Source organism: Pseudomonas rhizozeae (assembly GCF_031583775.1).
Lineage (GTDB): Bacteria > Pseudomonadota > Gammaproteobacteria > Pseudomonadales > Pseudomonadaceae > Aquipseudomonas.
Window position 1 is genome coordinate 1 of record NZ_JAVLSB010000005.1, and the last position, 19,948, is coordinate 19,948.

Consider the following 19,948-nt stretch of genomic DNA (forward strand, 5'->3'; position numbering starts at 1 on the left):
AATGGAGGGGATGAAAGCCTTTGGTTACTTTGGGCTTTTCAAAGTGACCCGCTGTAAGAGCGGAACCCATAGTGGCCATCACCCAAGAAATGGATGTGTACACCCGCCAAATCTCTAGTGCCTGATACAAAGTCATCGCTGGCAAGTCGAATCGTCGCACCGCAGCCCCCACAGTGTTCTGGGACATCCGCAATTTACTCGTCAGCAGGGAGATAGCCTTCGTCGGAACGCCGCCCGGAGCAAGCCCGCTTCCACAAGGTTTGGGGTACATCCAGACATCTCGGACGCGCCCCACTCCATCGCGCTCGCGGCTAAAAAACCGAACTTCTGCGCCAGGCAAAACCTCCTACCTTACAAGCCCTCCACCCCGGCCACGCCATGGACCTTGTCATCGCTCGCCCCGAAGGTTTGTACTGCCCGCCTGGTGATTTCTACATCGACCCGTGGCGCCCGGTCGAGCGTTCGGTCATCACCCACGCCCACGGCGATCATGCCCGCAATGGTAATCAGCATTACCTGGCGGCGGCCCCTGGCGAAGGGATTCTGCGATCGCGGCTGGGCAGCGACATCAATCTGCAAACCCTCGCGTATGGCCAACAACTGGTGCATCACGGCGTGACCCTAAGCTTTCATCCCGCCGGGCATGTGCTTGGCTCGGCGCAAGTACGCCTCGAATACCAGGGCGAAGTCTGGGTCGCTTCGGGCGATTACAAAATTGAACCCGACGGCACCTGTGCGCCGTTCGAACCGGTGCGTTGCCACACCTTCATCACCGAATCGACCTTCGGCCTGCCAATCTACCGCTGGCAGCCGCAGGCGGAGATTTTTGCCGAGATCAACCAGTGGTGGCGCGGCAATATCGAGGTCGGCAAGGCCAGCGTGTTGTTCTGTTATTCGTTCGGCAAGGCCCAGCGCATCCTGCATGGCATCGACCCCAGCCTCGGCCCGATTCTGGTGCATGGCGCCGTAGAGCCGTTAAACCGCGTGTACCGCAACGCTGGCATTCACCTGCCGCCAACGCTGTACGCCGGCGATTTCAACAAGAATGACCCGCAGCTGCGCCAGGCGCTGATCCTCGCTCCACCGTCCGCCGGCGGTAGCAGTTGGATGAAGCGTTTCGGCGATTACAGCGACGCCTTCGCCAGCGGCTGGATGCGCTTGCGCGGCACCCGGCGGCGGCGTGGTGTCGATCGAGGGTTTGTGCTCTCGGACCACGCCGACTGGCCGGGCCTGCTGTGGGCCATCGAGCAGACCGGCGCCGAACGGGTGATGGTCACCCACGGCTCGGTGGCGGTGCTGGTGCGGCACCTGCGTGATCAAGGCCTGGACGCTCAGGGTTTCACCACCGAATACGGCGACGACGAGGAAGACAGCCCCGCCACGCCCGCACCGGAGTTGGCGACATGAAAGCCTTCGCGCAGTTGTATGCCGACCTCGACGCCACGACTTCCAGCAACGCCAAACTGGCGGCGATGCAGGCTTACTTTGCCGAAGCGGCACCAGCAGACGCCGCGTGGGCGGTGTACTTTCTGTCCGGCGGCCGGCCTCGGCAACTGGTGCCAGTGCGCGTTCTGCGGGAGCTGGCGGTGCGGATTTCCGGGCTCTCGGAATGGTTGTTCGAAGAGAGCTATCAAGCCGTCGGCGACTTGGCAGAAACCATTTCGCTGATTCTCCCGGAATCACCGCACAGCTCGGACGACGGCCTCGCGCTGTGGCTCGAAGAAAAACTCCTGCCCTTGCGCGGCGAAACGCCGGAAGTGCTGGCTGAGCGAATCCCGGCGCTGTGGGCGCAACTGGATCGCGCCAGCCTGATGCTGTGTATCAAGTTGATCACTGGGAGTTTCCGCGTCGGCGTTTCCAAACTATTGGTGACCCGCGCCCTGGCAGCCATGGCCGGGCTCGACAGCAAGCGCGTCGCGCAGCGGATGGTCGGCTACACCGATCTGTCGCACCGCCCGAGCGCCGAGCGCTATTTGCAACTGATTGCCGCAGAGTCCAGCGACGAACACGCGCAACGGGGCGGCCAGCCGTATCCATTCTTTTTGGCCCACGCGCTGTCGGCGCCGGTCGAGCAATTCGACGGGCTGATAGGCCCGGTCAGCGACTGGCAGGTGGAATGGAAATGGGATGGCATCCGCGCGCAAGTGGTCAAGCGTGAGGGGCGGCTGTGGATCTGGTCGCGCGGCGAAGAACTGGTAACCGAGCGCTTCCCCGAGTTGCAGGTGTTGCTGCACAGCTTGCCCGACGGCACGGTGATCGACGGCGAAATTGTGGTGTGGAAAGACGCGCCAACCACTGTCGATGCCTTCAGCGCCAGCGAACCGACGCAACCCTCAGTGCAACCCTTCGCCCTGCTGCAACAACGGATCGGCCGCAAAACCCTGAGCAAGAAAATCCTCGAAGAGGTGCCGGTGGTGGTGCTCGCCTACGATTTGCTGGAATGGCAAGGCGACGACTGGCGCAATCGTCCACAAGCGGCGCGGCGCGCACAACTTGAACAGGTGATTGCCGAGGCTCGCAGCCCGGTGCTGCTGCCCTCACCGACCTTGGAGGGCAAGGATTGGAACGACCTCGCCCGCCAGCGCGAAGCGTCGCGCAGCCTCGGTGTCGAAGGCATGATGCTCAAGGCCCGGGATTCGCTGTACGGCGTCGGGCGCACCAAGGACATGGGCGTGTGGTGGAAATGGAAAGTCGACCCGTTCAGCGTCGACGCCGTGTTGATTTATGCCCAGCGCGGGCACGGCCGCCGCGCCAGTTTGTACAGCGATTACACTTTCGCCGTGTGGGACGGCCCGCCGCAGAGCAGCGAGCGTAGCCTGGTGCCGTTCGCCAAGGCGTACTCGGGGCTGACCGACGAGGAAATGCGCAAGGTCGACAGCATCGTGCGCAAGACCACTGTGGAAAAATTCGGCCCGGTCAGTAGTGTCACGCCGACCTTGGTGTTTGAGCTGGGCTTCGAGGGTATCGCCTTGTCCAAGCGCCACAAGAGCGGGATCGCCGTGCGCTTCCCACGGATGCTGCGCTGGCGTCAGGACAAAGCAGTGGACGAGGCGGACAGCCTGGATACCTTGCAGGATTTGCTCGGTTAATTCTTTGAATCGCGGCCCATCACGCAGATCGCTTCGCGCTCCGGCGAGAGCCAGCACCTTCGCCACGGAATGGGCAAACTTCAGGCCGATCACGCCATCCTGACGAACCTTAACAGTGCACCTATCTTTCCCTGCCCATTTTTGGGCACAATCCGCGCGCCGGCCCATCCTGTAGCACCTTTTAAAACGCTTGTTCGGCACTCTGGTTCGGAAATTGCTACTTTCAATGGGTCTTACGCTTTCCAGTAACAGTACTTCTGCGCCACAAGCGCTCATATTGGTTCTTAGGGATTGAATAATGAAAAAAGCATTGCTGACCCTTTCTGCACTGGCGTTGTGCATGGCTGCCGGTTCCGCGCTGGCCAAGGAATACAAAGAATTGCGTTTCGGCGTTGACCCTTCCTACGCACCGTTCGAGTCCAAAGCGGCCGACGGCAGCCTGGTGGGCTTCGACATCGACCTGGGTAATGCGATTTGCGCCGAGCTGAAGGTCAAGTGCAAATGGGTCGAAAGCGATTTCGACGGCATGATCCCTGGCCTCAAGGCCAACAAGTTCGACGGCGTGATCTCCTCGATGACCGTCACTCCGGCCCGCGAGAAAGTCATCGACTTCTCCAACGAGCTGTTCTCCGGCCCGACCGCCTATGTGTTCAAGAAAGGTTCCGGCCTGACCGCCGACGCGGCCAGCCTCAAAGGCAAGACCGTAGGCTACGAGCAAGGCACCATTCAGGAAGCCTACGCCAAAGCCGTGCTGGACAAAGCCGGGGTGAAAACCCAGGCCTACCAGAACCAGGACCAAGTGTATTCGGACCTGATCTCCGGCCGTCTCGACGCAGCAATCCAGGACATGCTGCAAGCCGAACTGGGCTTCCTCAAGTCGCCACGCGGTGAAGGCTATGAAGTGAGCCAGCCGGTCGACAGCGAACTGCTGCCATCGAAAACCGCGATTGGTATCTCGAAAGGTAACAAAGAGCTGAAAGCACTGCTGGATAAAGGTATCAAAGCGTTACACGATGATGGCACCTACGCCACCATTCAAAAGAAACACTTTGGCGATCTGAATCTGTACAGCGGCAAATAATGCCCGGCGCCCACTTTTCGGAGTGGGCGCCTTTTTTCTGCCAAAGGCTCGTCTCATGTTTGATTCTCTCCTGGAAACCCTGGGGCTTTCTGCTTTCAGCCTGCAGGGCTTTGGCCCGCTGCTGCTGCAAGGCACCTGGATGACCATCAAGTTATCGGTGTTGTCGCTGTTGGTGGCCGTATTGCTCGGTCTGCTGGGCGCCAGTGCCAAACTGTCCAAGGTCAAGCTCGTGCGGATTCCCGCCCAGCTCTACACCACGCTGATTCGCGGGGTGCCGGACCTGGTACTGATGCTGCTGATTTTCTACAGCCTGCAAACCTGGCTGACCTCTTTTACCAACTTCATGGAATGGGAATACATCGAGATCAATCCATTCAGCGCCGGGGTCATCACCCTGGGCTTCATTTATGGTGCGTACTTCACCGAGACTTTCCGTGGCGCGATCCTCGCCGTCCCACGGGGCCAGGTTGAAGCGGCCACCGCCTACGGCCTCAAGCGTGGCCAACGGTTCCGCATCGTGGTCTTCCCGCAAATGATGCGCTTCGCCCTGCCAGGCATCGGCAACAACTGGATGGTGATGCTCAAGGCCACCGCGCTGGTGTCGATCATCGGCCTGGCCGACCTGGTCAAAGCCGCGCAGGACGCCGGCAAAAGCACTTATCAATTGTTCTACTTTCTGGTGCTGGCCGCGCTGATCTACCTGCTGATCACCAGCGCCTCGAACTTTGTCCTGCACAGGCTTGAACGCCGCTACGCCGCCGGCTCCCGGGAGGCCGTACGATGATCGAACTCTTGCAGGAATACTGGAAACCGTTCCTCTACACCGACGGTTACAACATCACCGGCCTGGCCATGACCCTGTGGCTGCTCAGCGCCTCGATTTTCATTGGCTTCCTGGTGTCGATCCCGCTGTCAATCGCCCGGGTGTCGCCGAAGATTTATGTGCGCTGGCCGGTGCAGTTCTACACTTACTTGTTCCGTGGTACGCCGCTCTACATCCAGTTGTTGATTTGCTACACCGGTATCTACAGCCTGGCCGCCGTGCGTGCACAGCCGTTGCTAGACAGTTTCTTCCGCGACGCAATGAACTGCACCATTCTCGCCTTCGCCCTTAATACCTGCGCCTACACCACGGAGATTTTCGCCGGGGCGATCCGCAGCATGGCCCACGGTGAAGTCGAAGCGGCCAAGGCTTACGGCTTGACCGGCTGGAAGCTGTACGCCTATGTGATCATGCCCTCGGCGCTGCGTCGCTCACTGCCGTATTACAGCAACGAAGTGATCCTGATGCTGCACTCGACCACGGTAGCGTTCACCGCCACGATCCCGGACATCCTGAAAGTCGCCAGGGACGCCAACTCCGCGACCTTCCTGACGTTCCAGTCATTCGGGATCGCCGCGCTGATCTACCTGACCGTGACCTTTGCGCTGGTCGGCCTGTTCCGCCTCGCCGAACGCCGCTGGCTGGCCTTCCTCGGGCCCACCCACTAGGACTTTTGTTTCAGGAAACAATCGATGCGCCACCAGATTCACGACTTGCTGGCCCCGCTGCCGGGGACCGCGCGCCAAATCCATAGCTTCCACTTCGGTCCGAGCAGCGCCGCTGGCAAGATCTACATCCAGTCATCCCTGCACGCCGATGAGTTGCCCGGCATGCTCGTGGCCTGGCACCTCAAGCAACGCCTGGCCGAGCTGGAAGCGGCCGGGCGCCTGCGCAGTGAAATCGTGTTGGTCCCGGTGGCCAACCCGATTGGCCTCGAACAGGTTGTTATGGATGTGCCGCTGGGCCGTTACGAGTTAGAGAGCGGGCAGAACTTCAACCGTTGGTTCGTCGATTTGAGCGAAGAAATCGGCAACGAGATCGAAGGCCGCTTGAACGACGATGCCCAGCACAACCTGTTGCTGATCCGCAGCAGTCTGCGCAACGCTCTAGCGCGGCAGACCGCGAGCACCCAACTGCAATCCCAACGCCTGACCTTGCAGCGACTGGCCTGCGATGCCGACATGGTGCTCGACCTGCATTGTGATTTCGAAGCCGTGGCGCACCTGTACACCACGCCCGAGGCCTGGCCGCAGGTCGAGCCGCTGGCGCGCTACATCGGTTCCGAGGCGAGCTTGCTGGCCACCGACTCCGGCGGCCAGTCGTTCGATGAATGCTTTACCTTGCTCTGGTGGCAGTTAAAGGAACGTTTTGGCGAGCAATTCAACATTCCCTTGGGCTGCTTTTCGGTGACCGTGGAATTGCGCGGCCAGGGTGACGTCAATCACCCGCTGGCCAGCCTCGATTGCCAGGCATTGCTCGACTACCTGATTCACTTCGGCGCCATTGTCGGCACACCCGCTGCCCTGCCCGAACTGCCCTATCCGGCCACGCCGCTGGCGGCGGTCGAACCGGTGGCGACGCCGGTCGGTGGTCTGCTGGTTTACCAGGTGCTGCCGGGCGAGTACCTGCAAGCCGGGCAACTGATTGCCGACATCATCGACCCGATCAACGATCGCGTCACCCCCGTCCATTGCACCAACGCCGGGCTGCTGTACGCCCGATCCCTGCGTCGCATGGCCACCGCCGGCATGGTTATCGCCCATGTCGCCGGGACCGAAGCCTACCGCAGCGGCTACCTACTTTCGCCTTGAGGATGCATGCCCCATGTACAAACTGACCATCGAAGGCCTGCATAAAAGCTATGGCGACCACCAGGTGCTCAAAGGTGTTTCGCTCAAGGCCAAGACCGGCGACGTGATCAGCCTGATCGGCGCCAGCGGGTCGGGCAAAAGCACCTTCCTGCGCTGCATCAATTTCCTTGAACAGCCCAACGACGGCGCCATGACCCTGGATGGCCAGGCCATCCGCATGGTCAGCGACAGCCACGGCATGCATGTCGCCGACCCGGAGGAACTGCAACGGATCCGCACGCGCCTGGCCATGGTGTTCCAGCACTTCAACCTGTGGAGCCACATGACCGTGCTGGAAAACATCACCATGGCCCCGCGCCGGGTGCTGGGTTGCAGCAAGAAAGACGCCGAAGACCGCGCCCGTCGTTACCTCGACAAGGTGGGGCTGCCAGCGCGGGTCGCCGATCAGTACCCGGCGTTTCTCTCCGGCGGCCAGCAGCAACGGGTGGCGATCGCCCGCGCCCTGGCGATGGAGCCGGAAGTGATGCTGTTCGACGAACCGACCTCGGCCCTCGACCCGGAGCTGGTGGGCGAAGTGCTCAAGGTAATCCAAGGCCTGGCCGAAGAAGGCCGGACCATGATCATGGTGACCCACGAAATGAGCTTCGCCCGCAAAGTGTCGAGCCAGGTGCTGTTCTTGCATCAGGGCCTGGTGGAAGAAGAAGGCGCGCCGGAAGATGTGCTGGGCAACCCGAAGAGCGAGCGGCTGCAGCAGTTTCTCAGCGGCAACCTCAAATAACGTACTGGTACAGGTGGGAGCGAGCCTGCTCGCGAAGACGGCATCAGCAACACCATCATGGTTGGCCGATCAGCTGTTCGCGAGCAGGCTCGCTCCCACAAAAGCACGCTCGCGCCGACAAAAAATCAAACTAGTCACCCCGCTCCGTGGTCACTGAAAGAACCCTTTCAGAGCGATCACGGCCGGATGGCGACACCCCGCGACTTTGCCAAACAGTGGTTCGCCGCCCGCGACTGGCAGCCGTTCGCCTTTCAGAAAAAACTCTGGGCGTCAGTCAAGCGTGGCGAGTCGGGGTTGCTGCACGCCAACACCGGTGCCGGCAAAACTTACGCGGTGTGGTTCGCCGCACTCAACCGCTTCGCCAAGCGCTTGCCGCCGGTGGAATCCCCGCGCAAACGCAAACCCGTCGCCGAACCGCTGACCGTGCTGTGGATAACCCCGATGCGCGCCCTGGCGGCCGACACCGCCCGCGCACTCGAAGCACCGTTGCAAGATTTGCAAATCCCCTGGAGCGTCGGCCTGCGGACCGGCGACACCAGCAGCAGCGAACGGGCGCGGCAAGGCCGGCGTCTGCCGACCACGCTGATCACCACCCCGGAAAGCCTGACCCTGTTGCTGGCCCGCGCCGACGCACAGACCGCACTCGCACCGTTGCGCATGGTGGTGGTGGATGAATGGCACGAACTGTTAGGCAATAAACGCGGCGTGCAACTGCAACTGGCGCTGGCGCGTTTGCGTCGGTGGAATCCGCAACTGATCGTCTGGGGTATTTCCGCGACCTTGGGTAATCAATCCCACGCCGAACAAGTGCTGATCCCACAGGGCGGCAGCGTCACGCTGCAGGGCGACACCCGCAAAACCCTGCGCATCGACACCTTGCTGCCGCCGACCACCGAACGCTTTCCGTGGGCCGGGCATATCGGTTTGAAAATGCTCCCGCAAGTGGTCGCCGAGATCGACGGCTGCAACAGCTGCCTGGTGTTCACCAACACCCGCGCGCAGTCGGAAATCTGGTACCAGGCGTTACTCGAAGCGCGACCGGACTGGGCCGGGTTGATCGCTTTGCATCACAGTTCCCTGGCCCGGGAGACCCGCGACTGGGTCGAACGCGCGCTCAAGGATGGTCAATTGAAAGCCGTGGTCTGCACCTCGAGCCTGGATTTGGGGGTGGATTTTTTACCCGTGGAACGGGTGCTGCAAATCGGCTCGGCCAAAGGCGTGGCGCGCCTGATGCAACGCGCCGGGCGCTCCGGCCACGCACCGGGGCGCACCTCGCGGGCAACCCTGGTGCCGACCCACAGTCTTGAGCTGATCGAAGCCGTCGCCGCCCAGGACGCCGTGGCCGCGCGGCGTATCGAGCCGCGCGAATCACCGCACAAACCGCTGGATGTACTGGTCCAGCATCTGGTCAGCATGGCCCTGGGCGGTGGCTTTATGCCTGAAGAGCTGTATGAAGAAGTCCGCGGCGCCTGGGCGTATCGCGATCTGAATCTGGCGGAATGGGCCTGGGCGCTGGCGTTTGTGCGCCATGGCGGCATGTCGCTGACGGCGTATCCCGATTACCGGCGGGTCGAGCCGGACGAACACGGCGTGTGGCGCGTGCCCGATGCGCGCCTGGCGCGGCGGCATCGCATGAGCATCGGCACCATCGTCAGCGACGCCAGCCTGCAACTGAAGTTCTGGAGCAAGGGCGGCGGTGGCCGGACACTGGGCAGCGTCGAGGAAGGCTTCATCGCGCGTTTGCGGCCGGGTGACGGCTTTCTGTTCGCCGGGCGCTTGCTGGAGCTGGTGCGCGTCGAGGATATGACCGCCTACGTCAAACGCAGCACTGCGAAAAAAGCCGCGGTGCCGCGCTGGAATGGTGGTCGTATGCCGCTGTCTGGGGAGCTGGCACAAGCGGTGATCCGGCGCTTCAGTGCAGCCGCCGAGGGTGAATTCAGCGGCCCGGAAATGCAGGCGCTGCGACCGCTTCTGGACATTCAACAACGCTGGTCAGGGCTGCCGACGGACAACAGCCTGCTGGCCGAAGCACTGAAATCCCGCGAAGGCTGGCACCTGTTCCTCTACCCGTTTGCCGGGCGCCAGGTTCATCTGGGGCTGGCGAGTCTGCTGGCATGGCGTGTCAGCCAACGGTTGCCGGTGACCTTCTCAATCGCCGTCAACGACTATGGTTTCGAATTGCTAAGCGCCACGCCGGTGGACTGGACGGCCGAATTGAATCGCGAATTGTTGAGCGCCGATCACTTGCTGGAGGATGTGCTCGCCAGCCTCAATGCCGGTGAGCTGGCCCTGCGGCGCTTTCGCGAGATCGCGCGCATCGCCGGGCTGGTGTTCGCCGGCTACCCCGGCGCGCCGAAAAGCACCCGTCAGGTCCAGGCTTCAAGCGGGCTGTTCTTCCAGGTGTTCAAGCAATATGACGCTGACAACCTGCTACTGGCGCAGGCTGGGGAAGAAGTCCTACGGGAAGAACTGGATATTCGTCGCTTGGAGCAGACCTTAGATCGTATGAATAATCTGAAACTCGACCTGCATCAGGTCAAACGTCCGACGCCTTTGAGCTTTCCGCTGTTGGTGGAGCGTATGCGCGAAAGCCTGAGTTCGGAGAAACTCGCTGACCGGATTCGCCGCCTGGTCGGCGATCTGGAACACAACGCCGACAGTGGCAAAGCCTGATGAACACAGCCTACCCCGTGCGATTGGCCGGCGAAGATCTGTGGCTGCTGCCGGACAAGGCGCTTTATTGGCCCGCGCAGCAGGCGTTGCTGGTGGCCGACGTGCACTTCGGCAAGGCAGCGGCGTATCGAGCGTTGGGGCAACCGGTGCCGCAGGGCACGACCTCGGCCAACATCGCCGTGCTGGACGGCTTGCTGGCGGCGCTGCCCTGTCGACAACTGATCTTTCTCGGCGACTTCCTGCACGGGCCCGGCTCCCACGCTGCGGCGACGCTGAGCGCACTGGCGCAATGGCGCGAGCGTCACAGCGATCTGGCGATGACCCTGATTCGCGGCAACCACGACAAGCGCGCGGGTGATCCGCCGCCGTCACTCAACATCCGCGTAGTGCCCGAGCCGCTGCTGATGGGCCCGTTCTCCTTGCAACATGAACCAACGCCCTACTCCGAACGCCATGTGATCGCCGGGCACGTGCATCCGGTCTATCGCCTGCGCGGCCGCGGCCGGGAAAGTTTGCGTCTGGCGTGTTTCCGCTTCGGGCGCGACATCAGCCTGCTTCCGGCCTTCGGCGCGTTTACGGGAGGGTATGCCGTAGAGAAAGATGATGAATGCAGGATTTTTGTCGTAGGCGATAACGAGATATGGCCGGTTGGCTGAGGTCTCGGAGGACTTCAGCTAACGGGCCATGCTGTGTGACGTTCCGGGTGATGCCCGCGGATCAGGCGACCGGCACCGGTGGCGGTTCATCCGGCAGGGTTGGCTCACCGGGTTCTACAGGCTGTTCGTTCGGGGTATCAGGATCGGGTTGGCCGGGAATCCCACCTGCCATCGTCGCAGTAGGATGTGCCAACAAGGACCAGGCCAACACGCCAACCTGATTGGGCTCAAGCCTTGCCAGTTCGGCATTGATTTGCGGATCGATCTTCATGGAGCACTCCTGAGCAAAGGCCCGTTGCACTTTGCGCGGAACGGGCAGTACACCTAGTAGAGTGTACGACGGCTCAGGAATTCCCCCGGTTCGTCAGATGGACGCCCCAGGGCTGCCAATCAGGTACGCGGCAGGGTGACGCCGCGCTGGCCCTGGTACTTGCCGCCACGGTCCTTGTAGGACACTTCGCACTCTTCGTCGGATTCGAAAAACAGCATCTGCGCCACGCCTTCGTTGGCGTAGATCTTCGCTGGCAAGGTCGTGGTGTTGGAGAACTCCAGGGTCACGTGGCCTTCCCACTCCGGCTCAAGCGGCGTCACGTTGACGATAATGCCGCAGCGCGCGTAAGTGCTTTTACCCAGGCAAATGGTCAGCACATTGCGCGGAATACGGAAGAATTCCACGGTGCGGGCCAGGGCAAAGGAGTTCGGCGGAATGATGCACACGTCGCTTTTCACATCGACGAAGCTCTTCTCATCGAAGTTCTTCGGGTCGACTGTCGCCGAGTTGATGTTGGTGAACACCTTGAATTCATCGGCGCAGCGCACGTCGTAGCCGTAGCTCGACACGCCATAGGAGATCAGCCGCTCGGCGCCTTCGCCACGCATCTGGCGCTCGACGAAGGGGTCGATCATGCCGTGCTCTTGCGCCATGCGGCGAATCCACTTGTCCGATTTGATGCTCATGGCGGGTTGTCCTGAATAGCGAGGTGGAAAAATTCTGTCCGGCATCTTACCGGGGCGCGCCGCCGGGTTCAAAGCGTGCGCTGTAAATCTCGGCGATCCCCCGCGTATTCCGGGGCCATACGCCAATCAGGCGCACCGTCAGTCACGAAATTAGAGAAACCTTGGCCAATACCATTGGCACGTTCCGGAAAAAGGGTTAAGGTGGCGCCACTGTGCTGCTTGTGTCACTGAGAATCTCTACACGATATGTTGAATTTCGATCCAACCATCTACAAGAATTTTTCCTGCTCTTTGCACTCAGTCTCGGCCAGGGTTCTTCCTGTGTCGCAGTTATCTTTGTTCAAGGAGTTACACCATGTCTAATCGCCAAACCGGTACCGTTAAGTGGTTCAACGATGAAAAAGGCTTCGGCTTCATCACTCCACAATCCGGTGACGACCTGTTCGTTCACTTCAAAGCTATCCAATCCGACGGCTTCAAAAGCCTGAAAGAAGGCCAACAGGTTTCTTTCATCGCTACCCGCGGTCAGAAAGGCATGCAAGCTGAAGAAGTTCAAGTTATCTAACTTGTCCTTGCTTTAGTAAAAGGCCCCGCTCTCAAAAGCGGGGCTTTTTTGTGGGCGGCTGTTTTGCCAGGCCCAAAAAAAAGATCGCACTGGGCGATCTTTTTTACATCCGGCGATTAACCGCCAGAGCCTTACCAAGCCACGCCAAACCCTGCGGTATAGCGGGTCTTGTTCAGATCAGCGTCTCGGGTGCCACTGATAATGTCACGCTCGGCCTTGAGGTTGAGCGAGGCCCATTCGGTGACCTTGTAGCGCAACCCCAACTCGGCATCGAGCGAGTAGTCGGCAACGTTGGACAGCGGCCGGCCAACCTCACCGTTGGTGAAGAACTCGACCTTCTTGCCAATCAGGTAACGGTTGTAATCCCACTTCATGGCCACGGAATAGAAGTTGTCCTTGCCGCCATCCTGATACTCGTAGTCAGTACGGTTGAGCAGCGAACCGAGGGAGAACGAACCGAGTTCGTCATCCCAGAACTGGTAGCCCGGACCGGTACCGACCACGCGCTGGCGGGACAGGTCTTCAACCTTATCGCGCTTGTAGTTCAAGCGACCCTGCCAGAACCATTTATCAGTGAAGAAGCGGTCGAGGGAATATTCGGCGCGCCAGTTGTCAGTGGTAAGCACGTCGTTCTGCATCTCGCGGTTGTATTCGCCTTCGGCGATGTGCCGCCAGCGACCATGACGCGCGGTGGTCTTGAAGCCGAGGTCATAGTCATCGGTGTCTTCTTCGGCACGCTGGTAATCCAGGGCCAGGTCGACATTGCCTTTCCACACCAAGTCCTCAACCACCGGCTTGGGTTTGAGGATCTGCTGGATACTCGCCAGCTCGACGGTTTTCGGCTCTTCGCCATTGGCCAGGATGACCTTGCCCTCATCCGCCGCCTTCAGCGACTTGGCTTTTTCGCCGTTATAAGCGTCCTGCTTGACCAGCAGCTCCTGATCACTTTCCAGGGTTTTCACCTGTTTCCAGTCGATCGGCACGGCGCCGGCGTATTCGGTCTGGATCAGCAGCTTGCCACCGTCGAACACGGTAATTTTTCCGCTCAGCTTGTCACCGTTCTTCAACCACACGGTGTCGGCAAGCAAGGGGGATGAGGCACTGACAGCAGCGAGGCACAGCAGGGTTCTGGTGAGCATAAGCAAGAAAAGACCCGAAGTTCGCGAAAAAGGCAGCATTATCCGTGGGGAAACGCCTTAGCTAGGAATGACCCGCGCAGAACAAATGAGTTCATTTCTCAAAGGAACTTACAGCATTTACTCTGGGTACACTAATAGCCACATCTTTGAGGAAAGCGGGACGTGACAGCACCCTTCGCCGACACCGAAAGCCCGGCACAAATCCGACGCACGGCGCTGTACCTGACCCTCGCCCAAGTACCCGAAGGCAAGGTCGTCAGTTATGGCCAATTGGCGGATCTGGCCGGGCTCGGTCGCGCGGCACGCTGGGTCGGGCGCACCCTCAGCCAGTTGCCGCCGGACACCAGGCTGCCTTGGCACCGGGTGCTGGGCGCCGGCGGTCGCCTGAGCCTGCCAGCGGGGACCGTCTCGGGGGACGAACAGCGCGCGCGGTTGCGCATGGAAGGCATCAGTGTCCTGAATAATCGTGTTGATATTCAGCGCCATGGCTGGCGCCCGGTAGAGCACAGCGGTTAGAGTGCGCGCTTTGTTTCCGTAATCTTGAGGCAGACTCCAGCCCATGCCCCGTAAAACCTGGCGCGCCGCGCTCGCCGCCTATGCCAGCCCTTCGACGCTCGTGCTGTTGCTGTTGGGTTTCGCCGCCGGCCTGCCTTACATGCTGGTGTTTTCGACACTCTCCGTCTGGTTGCGTGAAGCCGGCGTAGCCCGTGAAACCATCGGCTATGCCAGCCTCATCGGCCTGGCATACGCCTTCAAGTGGGTCTGGTCCCCGCTGCTGGACCAATGGCGCCTGCCATTACTGGGCAAACTCGGTCGTCGCCGTTCGTGGCTGGTGCTGTCGCAGACGCTGGTGATCCTCGGCCTGATCGGCATGGGGTTCTGCGATCCACAGAAGCACCTCTCGTGGTTGATCGCCATCGCCGTAGTCGTCGCCTTCGCTTCCGCCACCCAAGACATCGCCGTCGACGCTTATCGCCTGGAAATCGCCGACGACAGCCGCCAGGCCGCGCTCGCCGCCAGCTACATGTCCGGTTATCGCATTGCCGCACTGTTGGCCACCGCCGGCGCGCTGTTCTTCGCCGAAGGTTTTGGCTCCACCGGTTTCAACTATAAGCATGCGGCCTGGACCGGCACCTACGTGCTGTTCGGCGCCTTGATGATCCCGGCGCTGCTCACTACTTTGTTCATGCGCGAGCCGCCGGTGCCGCTGCGCACCCAACTGCAGGCCGGACGCTACAGCTTTATGCATCAATTGATGTCGGTGTTCGTGCTGATCGTGCTGCTGGTCTCGGTCCCGGCCATGTTCACCCAGTTGTACAACACCGATTTCGCCAGCGTGCTGTTCGACGGCGTCAGCCTGCTCGATCTGTTGCTCGAAGACCGCGCCTTCCTGCGCGCCATCCTCTACACCACCCTCACCGCCCTCTGCCTGTCGGCCATGGGCCGGCGAGGGCTGGCGCCGGTGCTGACGCCGGTCAACGACTTCATCCTGCGCTATCGCTGGCAAGCCCTGCTGCTGCTGGGGCTGATCGCCACGTATCGGATGTCCGACACGGTGATGGGCGTGATGGCCAACGTGTTTTACATCGACCAGGGTTTCACCAAAGACCAGATTGCCAGCGTCAGCAAGATTTTCGGCCTGATCATGACCCTGGTCGGCGCCGGCATGGGCGGTTTGCTGATTGTGCGCTTCGGCATCCTGCCGATCCTGTTTATCGGCGGCGTCGCCTCGGCCGGCACCAATCTGCTGTTCCTGATGCTCGCCGACATGGGCGCCAACCTGCAGATGCTGATCGCCACCATCTCCCTCGACAACTTCAGCTCCGGGCTGGCGACCTCGGCCTTCGTCGCCTACCTGTCGAGCCTGACCAACCTGAAATTCTCCGCGACCCAATACGCCTTGCTCAGCTCGATCATGCTGCTGTTGCCGCGGCTGATTGGTGGCTATTCCGGGGTCATGGTGGAGAAGTTCGGCTATCACAATTTCTTCCTGATCACCGCCCTGCTCGGCGTGCCGACGCTGGTACTGATCGCGCTGCACTGGTTTCAGGAAAGTCGCCGCGCCGAAGCCGAACCCGCTGAGCCGCCACCTCCGGACCCGGCCAAGACCCCGGTCGTCGAGCAGCCGTAGGAAATCTCCGAGGGAGACGCACGATTGCTCTCCCGAGGCCCGGCGGCCGACCACACGCCTATACGGCTGCGGATCTCGCCCGTACAATGCTCCGTCATTTCTAGTCTTCAGCAACCGACAACGGCCTACCATGCGCACCAGTCAATTTTTGCTCGCCACACAGAAAGAAACGCCTTCGGACGCGGTCGTCATCAGCCATCAGCTGATGCTGCGCGCCGGCATGATCCGCAAACTCGCCTCGGGCCTGTACACCTGGCTGCCGATGGGCTTGCGAGTGATGCGCAAGGTTGAAGCCGTCGTTCGCGAAGAAATGAACGCCGCCGGCTCGCTTGAAGTGTTGATGCCGAGCACGCAACCGGCTGAGCTGTGGCAGGAATCCGGGCGCTGGGAAGAATATGGCCCGGAACTGCTGCGCTTCAAGGATCGTCACGGTCGCGACTTCTGCGCCGGCCCGACCCACGAAGAAGTGATCACCGACCTGATGCGCAACGAGTTGAGCAGCTATAAACAGCTGCCGATCAACGTCTATCAGATCCAGACCAAATTCCGCGATGAAATCCGTCCACGCTTCGGTTTGATGCGCGGTCGCGAATTCATCATGAAAGACGCCTATTCCTTCCACGCCGACCAGCCTTCGCTGCAGGTCACCTACGACCGCATGCACCAGGCCTACTGCAACGTGTTCACGCGCCTGGGCCTGAAATTCCGCCCGGTTGAAGCGGACAACGGCTCGATTGGCGGTGCTGGCTCACACGAATTCCACGTCCTGGCCGAATCCGGTGAAGACGACATCGTGTTCAGCAACGGTTCCGACTACGCGGCAAACATCGAGAAAGCCGAAGCCGTGCCACGGGAAACCTCGCGCCCGGCGCCAAGCGAAGAACTACGCCTGGTCGACACCCCGGACACCAAGACCATCGCCGCGCTGGTGGAGAAATTCAATCTGCCGATTGAAAAGACCATCAAGACCCTGATCGTGCATGCCGAAGAAGAAGGCAAGCTGATTGCGCTGGTGATCCGTGGTGACCACGAACTCAACGAAATCAAGGCTGCCCAGCAACCTGGCGTGGCCAGCCCGCTGGTGATGGCCAACGACGCCGAACTGCGCGCCGCCATCGGTGCCGGCGCTGGCTCGCTGGGCCCGCTGAACCTGCCCCTGCCGATCATCATCGACCGCTCGGTCGAGCTGATGAGCGACTTCGGGATCGGCGCCAACATCGACGACAAGCATTACTTCGGCGTGAACTGGGAACGTGACCTGCCGGTACCGACCGTGGCCGACCTACGTAACGTCGTGGCTGGGGACCCGAGCCCGGACGGCAAGGGCACCCTGGAAATCAAGCGCGGCATCGAAGTCGGGCATATCTTCCAGTTGGGCAACAAGTACAGCAAAGCCATGAAGTGCGAAGTGCTGGGCGAGAACGGCAAGCCAGTCACCCTGGAAATGGGTTGCTACGGCATTGGCGTGTCCCGCGTGGTGGCCGCGGCCATCGAGCAGAACAACGATGACAAAGGCATCATCTGGAGCGACGCCCTGGCGCCGTTCCAGGTAGCCTTGGTGCCGCTGCGCTATGAAACCGATTTGGTGCGCGAAGCCACCGACAAGCTCTACGCCGAATTGACGGCCGCCGGCTTCGAAGTGCTGCTCGACGATCGCGACAAAAAAACCAGCCCGGGCATCAAGTTCGCGGACATGGAACTGATCGGCATTCCGCACCGGATCGTGGTCAGTGACCGCGGCCTCGCCGATGGCAATCTGGAATACAAGAGCCGTACCGAAGCCGAGCCGCAAGCGCTGCCGGTGGCCGACGTGCTGTCGTTCCTCCAGGCCCGAATTCGCCGCTGACACCAGATAGAGACGTCATGTTCAAGCGAAACACCTTAGGCCTCGGTGGTGCCGCCCTGTGCGGCACCCTGCTGGTCAGCGGCTGTGCCAATCACATGTCACAACGCAGTGAGCACGAGGAGCGGGTCGAGCGTAAGTTGCTCGACCACAGCCTGCAGATCGATGTCGGCGAGCCGAAGGTGCTTGAGCTGCCGCAACGCCGGGTGAAAATCCACGAGCAGAAAACCTTCGAAATCACCGAATTCGAGGTCACCCGTCATTACGATCGCTATACGCCTTACCAACCTTGGCGGGAGGTCTACGAGATTCCCCTGGGCATGGTCGCGATCGTCGCGGGCGCCGGGGCCAACGTAGTTAATGTGTTTGCCTTGGGAAACCTGCCGGACAGCGTGACCAAGGACTGGCTCAGCTACGGCTTTGCCGGGGTCAACCCCTTCATGAACGTGCAGTCCAACGGCCGCGCGCAACAGAACCTGGCTGGCATCGACGAAGTGCAGCGGGACAAACGCATGGAATATTCGAGCCTGCCATGGAGCGAGCGTCCGGTAAGGGTCACTGCTGGCAAGCAAACCTTCGACCTGAACACTGATCGCAACGGTGTGCTGCGCCTTAATCTGCTGGACAGCCCGTTTGCCGAACAGGACCTCAACCATCTGGGCCGATTGCAGATCAGCGTCGAGGACGCCAAGGATGACGTGCACAGCGACTCAACCCTGGCCGTCAGCAGTAACCTGCGCAGCAAACTGCTGGAAGCCCACGGGCTGATTTACGACGACCTCGAAGACGACGAAGTGAGCCAGTGGGTGCACCGGGTCAAGCGGCTGTCGGAATTGGGCCTGGAAGAAGAAGCCAGTGAGCTGGAACAAAGCCTGATCGAACTGACGCGCAACGACCCTGAACTGCAAACCGAATTCGTCAAATCCCTGACCCGTAACGCCGGGCGGTTGGTGGCGGATCCGGGCACGCACTAACGCTGAACACTTCGCAAGCAGGCTCGCTCCCACAAGGAACTCGTACACAACCGAGACCTCTGTGGGAGCGAGCCTGCTCGCGAATGCCGTTCAACTCACCGCCGATCTAACGCTCAAACAACTCCATCTGCTCAAACCCGCCACGCAGATCTTCCAGCCGCACCCCCACCCCCAACAATCGAACCGGCTTGCCGCCGCGATTGAACGCCTGCGTCAGCAACAGTTGATAACTGCCCAGGTCTCGCCCTGCCCCGGCCTGCTCCAGAGTGGTCTGGGTAAAGTCATGAAACTTCACTTTGACAAACGGCTTGCCCGGCCGATAACTGCTGTCGATCCGCTCCATCCGGCCCTTGAGGGTGTCCAGCAACTCCGGCAGCTTATCCAGGCAACTCACCAGGTCCGGCAGATCTACGTCGTAGGTATTTTCTACACTGATGGACTGACGACGACTGTCGTTGTGCACCAATCGCTCATCAATCCCACGGGCCAGGCTCCAGAGTCGCTCGCCGAAACTACCGAATTCACGCACCAGCGCCAACTTGTCCCACTCGCGCAGTTGCGAGCAGTCGACGATGCCCAAGCGCCCAAGCTTATCCGCGGTGACCTTGCCAACACCGTGCAGTTTGCTGACCGGCAGCCCGCTAACGAAATCTTCGACCTGATCCGGAGTGATCACAAACAAGCCGTTGGGTTTTTTCCAGTCACTGGCGATCTTGGCCAGGAATTTGTTGGGCGCCACTCCCGCCGACACGGTGATGTGCAACTGATTGGAAACCCGCCGACGGATGTCCTGTGCCACGCGCGTGGCGCTGCCGCCGAAATGGGCGCTGTCGGAGACGTCGAGGTAGGCCTCGTCCAGAGAGAGCGGCTCGATCAGGTCGGTGTAATCGCGGAAGATCGTATGAATTTCCTTCGATGCTTCGCGATAGGCGTCCATGCGCGGCTTGACGATGGTCAGATCGGGGCACAGCTTCAAGGCATGCCCGGAGGACATCGCCGAGCGCACGCCATAAGCCCGCGCCTCATAGTTGCAGGTAGCGATCACCCCGCGCCGGTCCGCAGCCCCGCCCACTGCCAACGGCTTGCCGGCCAGCCGCGGGTCATCGCGCATTTCGATGGCGGCATAGAAGCAATCACAGTCGATGTGGATGATTTTGCGCTGGGTCATGGGCAAGCGGTGTTCAGTCGAAACGGGCAGGCCGGCAGTATCTCATTCGCACCTGTATATAGCACCAGTAGTCCGAAAGTTCTTTTAAGCCTGTAGGCAATGTCGCATGAATTTATTTTCTTAATCGAATACCGCCACCCAATAGAGCTGAAACCCTTGCCATACCTGAGCTGCGGCCTTATTCGCCTGGCCTGTCACCAGCTAAGCAATTGAACAGGAACAGGTTTTTTCCAGGTGCAAGGTTGACAGCCCGGCGATCC

General features: G+C 60.8%; 19 protein-coding genes. 14 read left to right on the forward strand and 5 right to left on the reverse strand.

Annotated features, from left to right (window positions below):
* On the reverse strand, positions 1 to 187 hold a 187-nt coding region (locus RG836_RS00960), incomplete at its 3' end, for a hypothetical protein (RefSeq protein ID WP_310842524.1).
* 191 nt (positions 188 to 378) lie between these two features.
* On the opposite strand from RG836_RS00960, the gene RG836_RS00965 reads away from it, so the two are divergent.
* The 9 genes from RG836_RS00965 to pdeM all read left to right on the forward strand — a co-directional run bounded on the left by RG836_RS00965 (position 379) and on the right by pdeM (position 10,911).
* Positions 379 to 1,407: a ligase-associated DNA damage response exonuclease gene (locus RG836_RS00965; protein ID WP_310842525.1), complete on the forward strand. Its 1,029-nt coding sequence runs from the start codon at positions 379 to 381 to the stop codon at positions 1,405 to 1,407.
* Positions 1,404 to 3,089, forward strand: a complete 1,686-nt coding sequence (locus RG836_RS00970) for an ATP-dependent DNA ligase (protein ID WP_310842526.1) — start codon at positions 1,404 to 1,406, stop codon at positions 3,087 to 3,089. Before RG836_RS00965 ends, RG836_RS00970 begins: the two co-directional genes overlap by 4 nt.
* 298 nt (positions 3,090 to 3,387) lie before the next feature.
* A complete protein-coding gene (locus tag RG836_RS00975; RefSeq protein WP_310842527.1) occupies positions 3,388 to 4,170 on the forward strand; it encodes a transporter substrate-binding domain-containing protein in 783 nt (260 codons plus the stop codon).
* A 55-nt stretch (positions 4,171 to 4,225) separates the two neighbouring features.
* Positions 4,226 to 4,954: an ABC transporter permease gene (locus RG836_RS00980; protein WP_310842528.1), complete on the forward strand. Its 729-nt coding sequence runs from the start codon at positions 4,226 to 4,228 to the stop codon at positions 4,952 to 4,954.
* Entirely contained in the window at positions 4,951 to 5,661 is a 711-nt protein-coding gene (locus tag RG836_RS00985; protein WP_310842529.1) for an ABC transporter permease, read from the forward strand. The genes RG836_RS00980 and RG836_RS00985 overlap by 4 nt, the downstream gene beginning before the upstream one ends.
* 24 nt (positions 5,662 to 5,685) lie before the next feature.
* Complete coding sequence (locus tag RG836_RS00990; protein ID WP_310842530.1) at positions 5,686 to 6,804, forward strand: succinylglutamate desuccinylase/aspartoacylase family protein; 1,119 nt, start codon at positions 5,686 to 5,688, stop codon at positions 6,802 to 6,804.
* A 13-nt stretch (positions 6,805 to 6,817) separates the two neighbouring features.
* The gene (locus RG836_RS00995; RefSeq protein WP_310842531.1) at positions 6,818 to 7,582 is read left to right on the forward strand and encodes an ABC transporter ATP-binding protein; all 765 of its coding nucleotides are present in this window, start codon (positions 6,818 to 6,820) and stop codon (positions 7,580 to 7,582) included.
* Positions 7,583 to 7,768: 186 nt separating this feature from the next.
* On the forward strand, positions 7,769 to 10,255 hold the full coding sequence (locus tag RG836_RS01000; protein ID WP_310842533.1) for a ligase-associated DNA damage response DEXH box helicase: 2,487 nt from the start codon (positions 7,769 to 7,771) through the stop codon (positions 10,253 to 10,255).
* Entirely contained in the window at positions 10,255 to 10,911 is a 657-nt protein-coding gene (pdeM, locus tag RG836_RS01005) for a ligase-associated DNA damage response endonuclease PdeM (protein ID WP_310842534.1), read from the forward strand. Before RG836_RS01000 ends, pdeM begins: the two co-directional genes overlap by 1 nt.
* A gap of 61 nt (positions 10,912 to 10,972) precedes the next feature.
* Here the strand turns inward: pdeM and RG836_RS01010 are convergent, their stop codons facing one another.
* Both RG836_RS01010 and dcd read right to left on the reverse strand, forming a co-directional pair.
* Complete coding sequence (locus RG836_RS01010; protein ID WP_310842535.1) at positions 10,973 to 11,182, reverse strand: hypothetical protein; 210 nt, start codon at positions 11,180 to 11,182, stop codon at positions 10,973 to 10,975.
* A 119-nt stretch (positions 11,183 to 11,301) separates the two neighbouring features.
* On the reverse strand, positions 11,302 to 11,868 hold the full coding sequence (gene dcd / locus RG836_RS01015) for a dCTP deaminase (RefSeq protein ID WP_122837724.1): 567 nt from the start codon (positions 11,866 to 11,868) through the stop codon (positions 11,302 to 11,304).
* 355 nt (positions 11,869 to 12,223) lie between these two features.
* Between dcd and RG836_RS01020 the strand changes: the two genes are divergently transcribed.
* Positions 12,224 to 12,433 (forward strand): cold-shock protein, encoded by a 210-nt coding sequence (locus RG836_RS01020; RefSeq protein WP_002554837.1) that lies wholly within the window; start codon positions 12,224 to 12,226, stop codon positions 12,431 to 12,433.
* Between the two features lie 131 nt (positions 12,434 to 12,564).
* Here the strand turns inward: RG836_RS01020 and RG836_RS01025 are convergent, their stop codons facing one another.
* Positions 12,565 to 13,572, reverse strand: coding sequence for a DUF481 domain-containing protein (locus RG836_RS01025; protein WP_310842537.1), 1,008 nt, complete (start codon positions 13,570 to 13,572; stop codon positions 12,565 to 12,567).
* 162 nt (positions 13,573 to 13,734) lie between these two features.
* Between RG836_RS01025 and RG836_RS01030 the strand changes: the two genes are divergently transcribed.
* From RG836_RS01030 to RG836_RS01045, 4 genes are all read left to right on the forward strand, one after another.
* Positions 13,735 to 14,088, forward strand: coding sequence for an MGMT family protein (locus tag RG836_RS01030; RefSeq protein WP_310842538.1), 354 nt, complete (start codon positions 13,735 to 13,737; stop codon positions 14,086 to 14,088).
* Between the two features lie 43 nt (positions 14,089 to 14,131).
* A complete protein-coding gene (locus RG836_RS01035; protein ID WP_310842539.1) occupies positions 14,132 to 15,703 on the forward strand; it encodes an AmpG family muropeptide MFS transporter in 1,572 nt (523 codons plus the stop codon).
* 130 nt (positions 15,704 to 15,833) lie between these two features.
* Positions 15,834 to 17,549: a proline--tRNA ligase gene (locus tag RG836_RS01040; protein ID WP_310842541.1), complete on the forward strand. Its 1,716-nt coding sequence runs from the start codon at positions 15,834 to 15,836 to the stop codon at positions 17,547 to 17,549.
* A 17-nt stretch (positions 17,550 to 17,566) separates the two neighbouring features.
* Positions 17,567 to 18,520: a hypothetical protein gene (locus tag RG836_RS01045; RefSeq protein WP_310842543.1), complete on the forward strand. Its 954-nt coding sequence runs from the start codon at positions 17,567 to 17,569 to the stop codon at positions 18,518 to 18,520.
* A 106-nt stretch (positions 18,521 to 18,626) separates the two neighbouring features.
* Here RG836_RS01045 and dinB read toward each other — a convergent pair whose 3' ends face one another.
* Entirely contained in the window at positions 18,627 to 19,688 is a 1,062-nt protein-coding gene (gene dinB, locus RG836_RS01050; protein WP_310842545.1) for a DNA polymerase IV, read from the reverse strand.
* Positions 19,689 to 19,948: the final 260 nt, after the last annotated feature.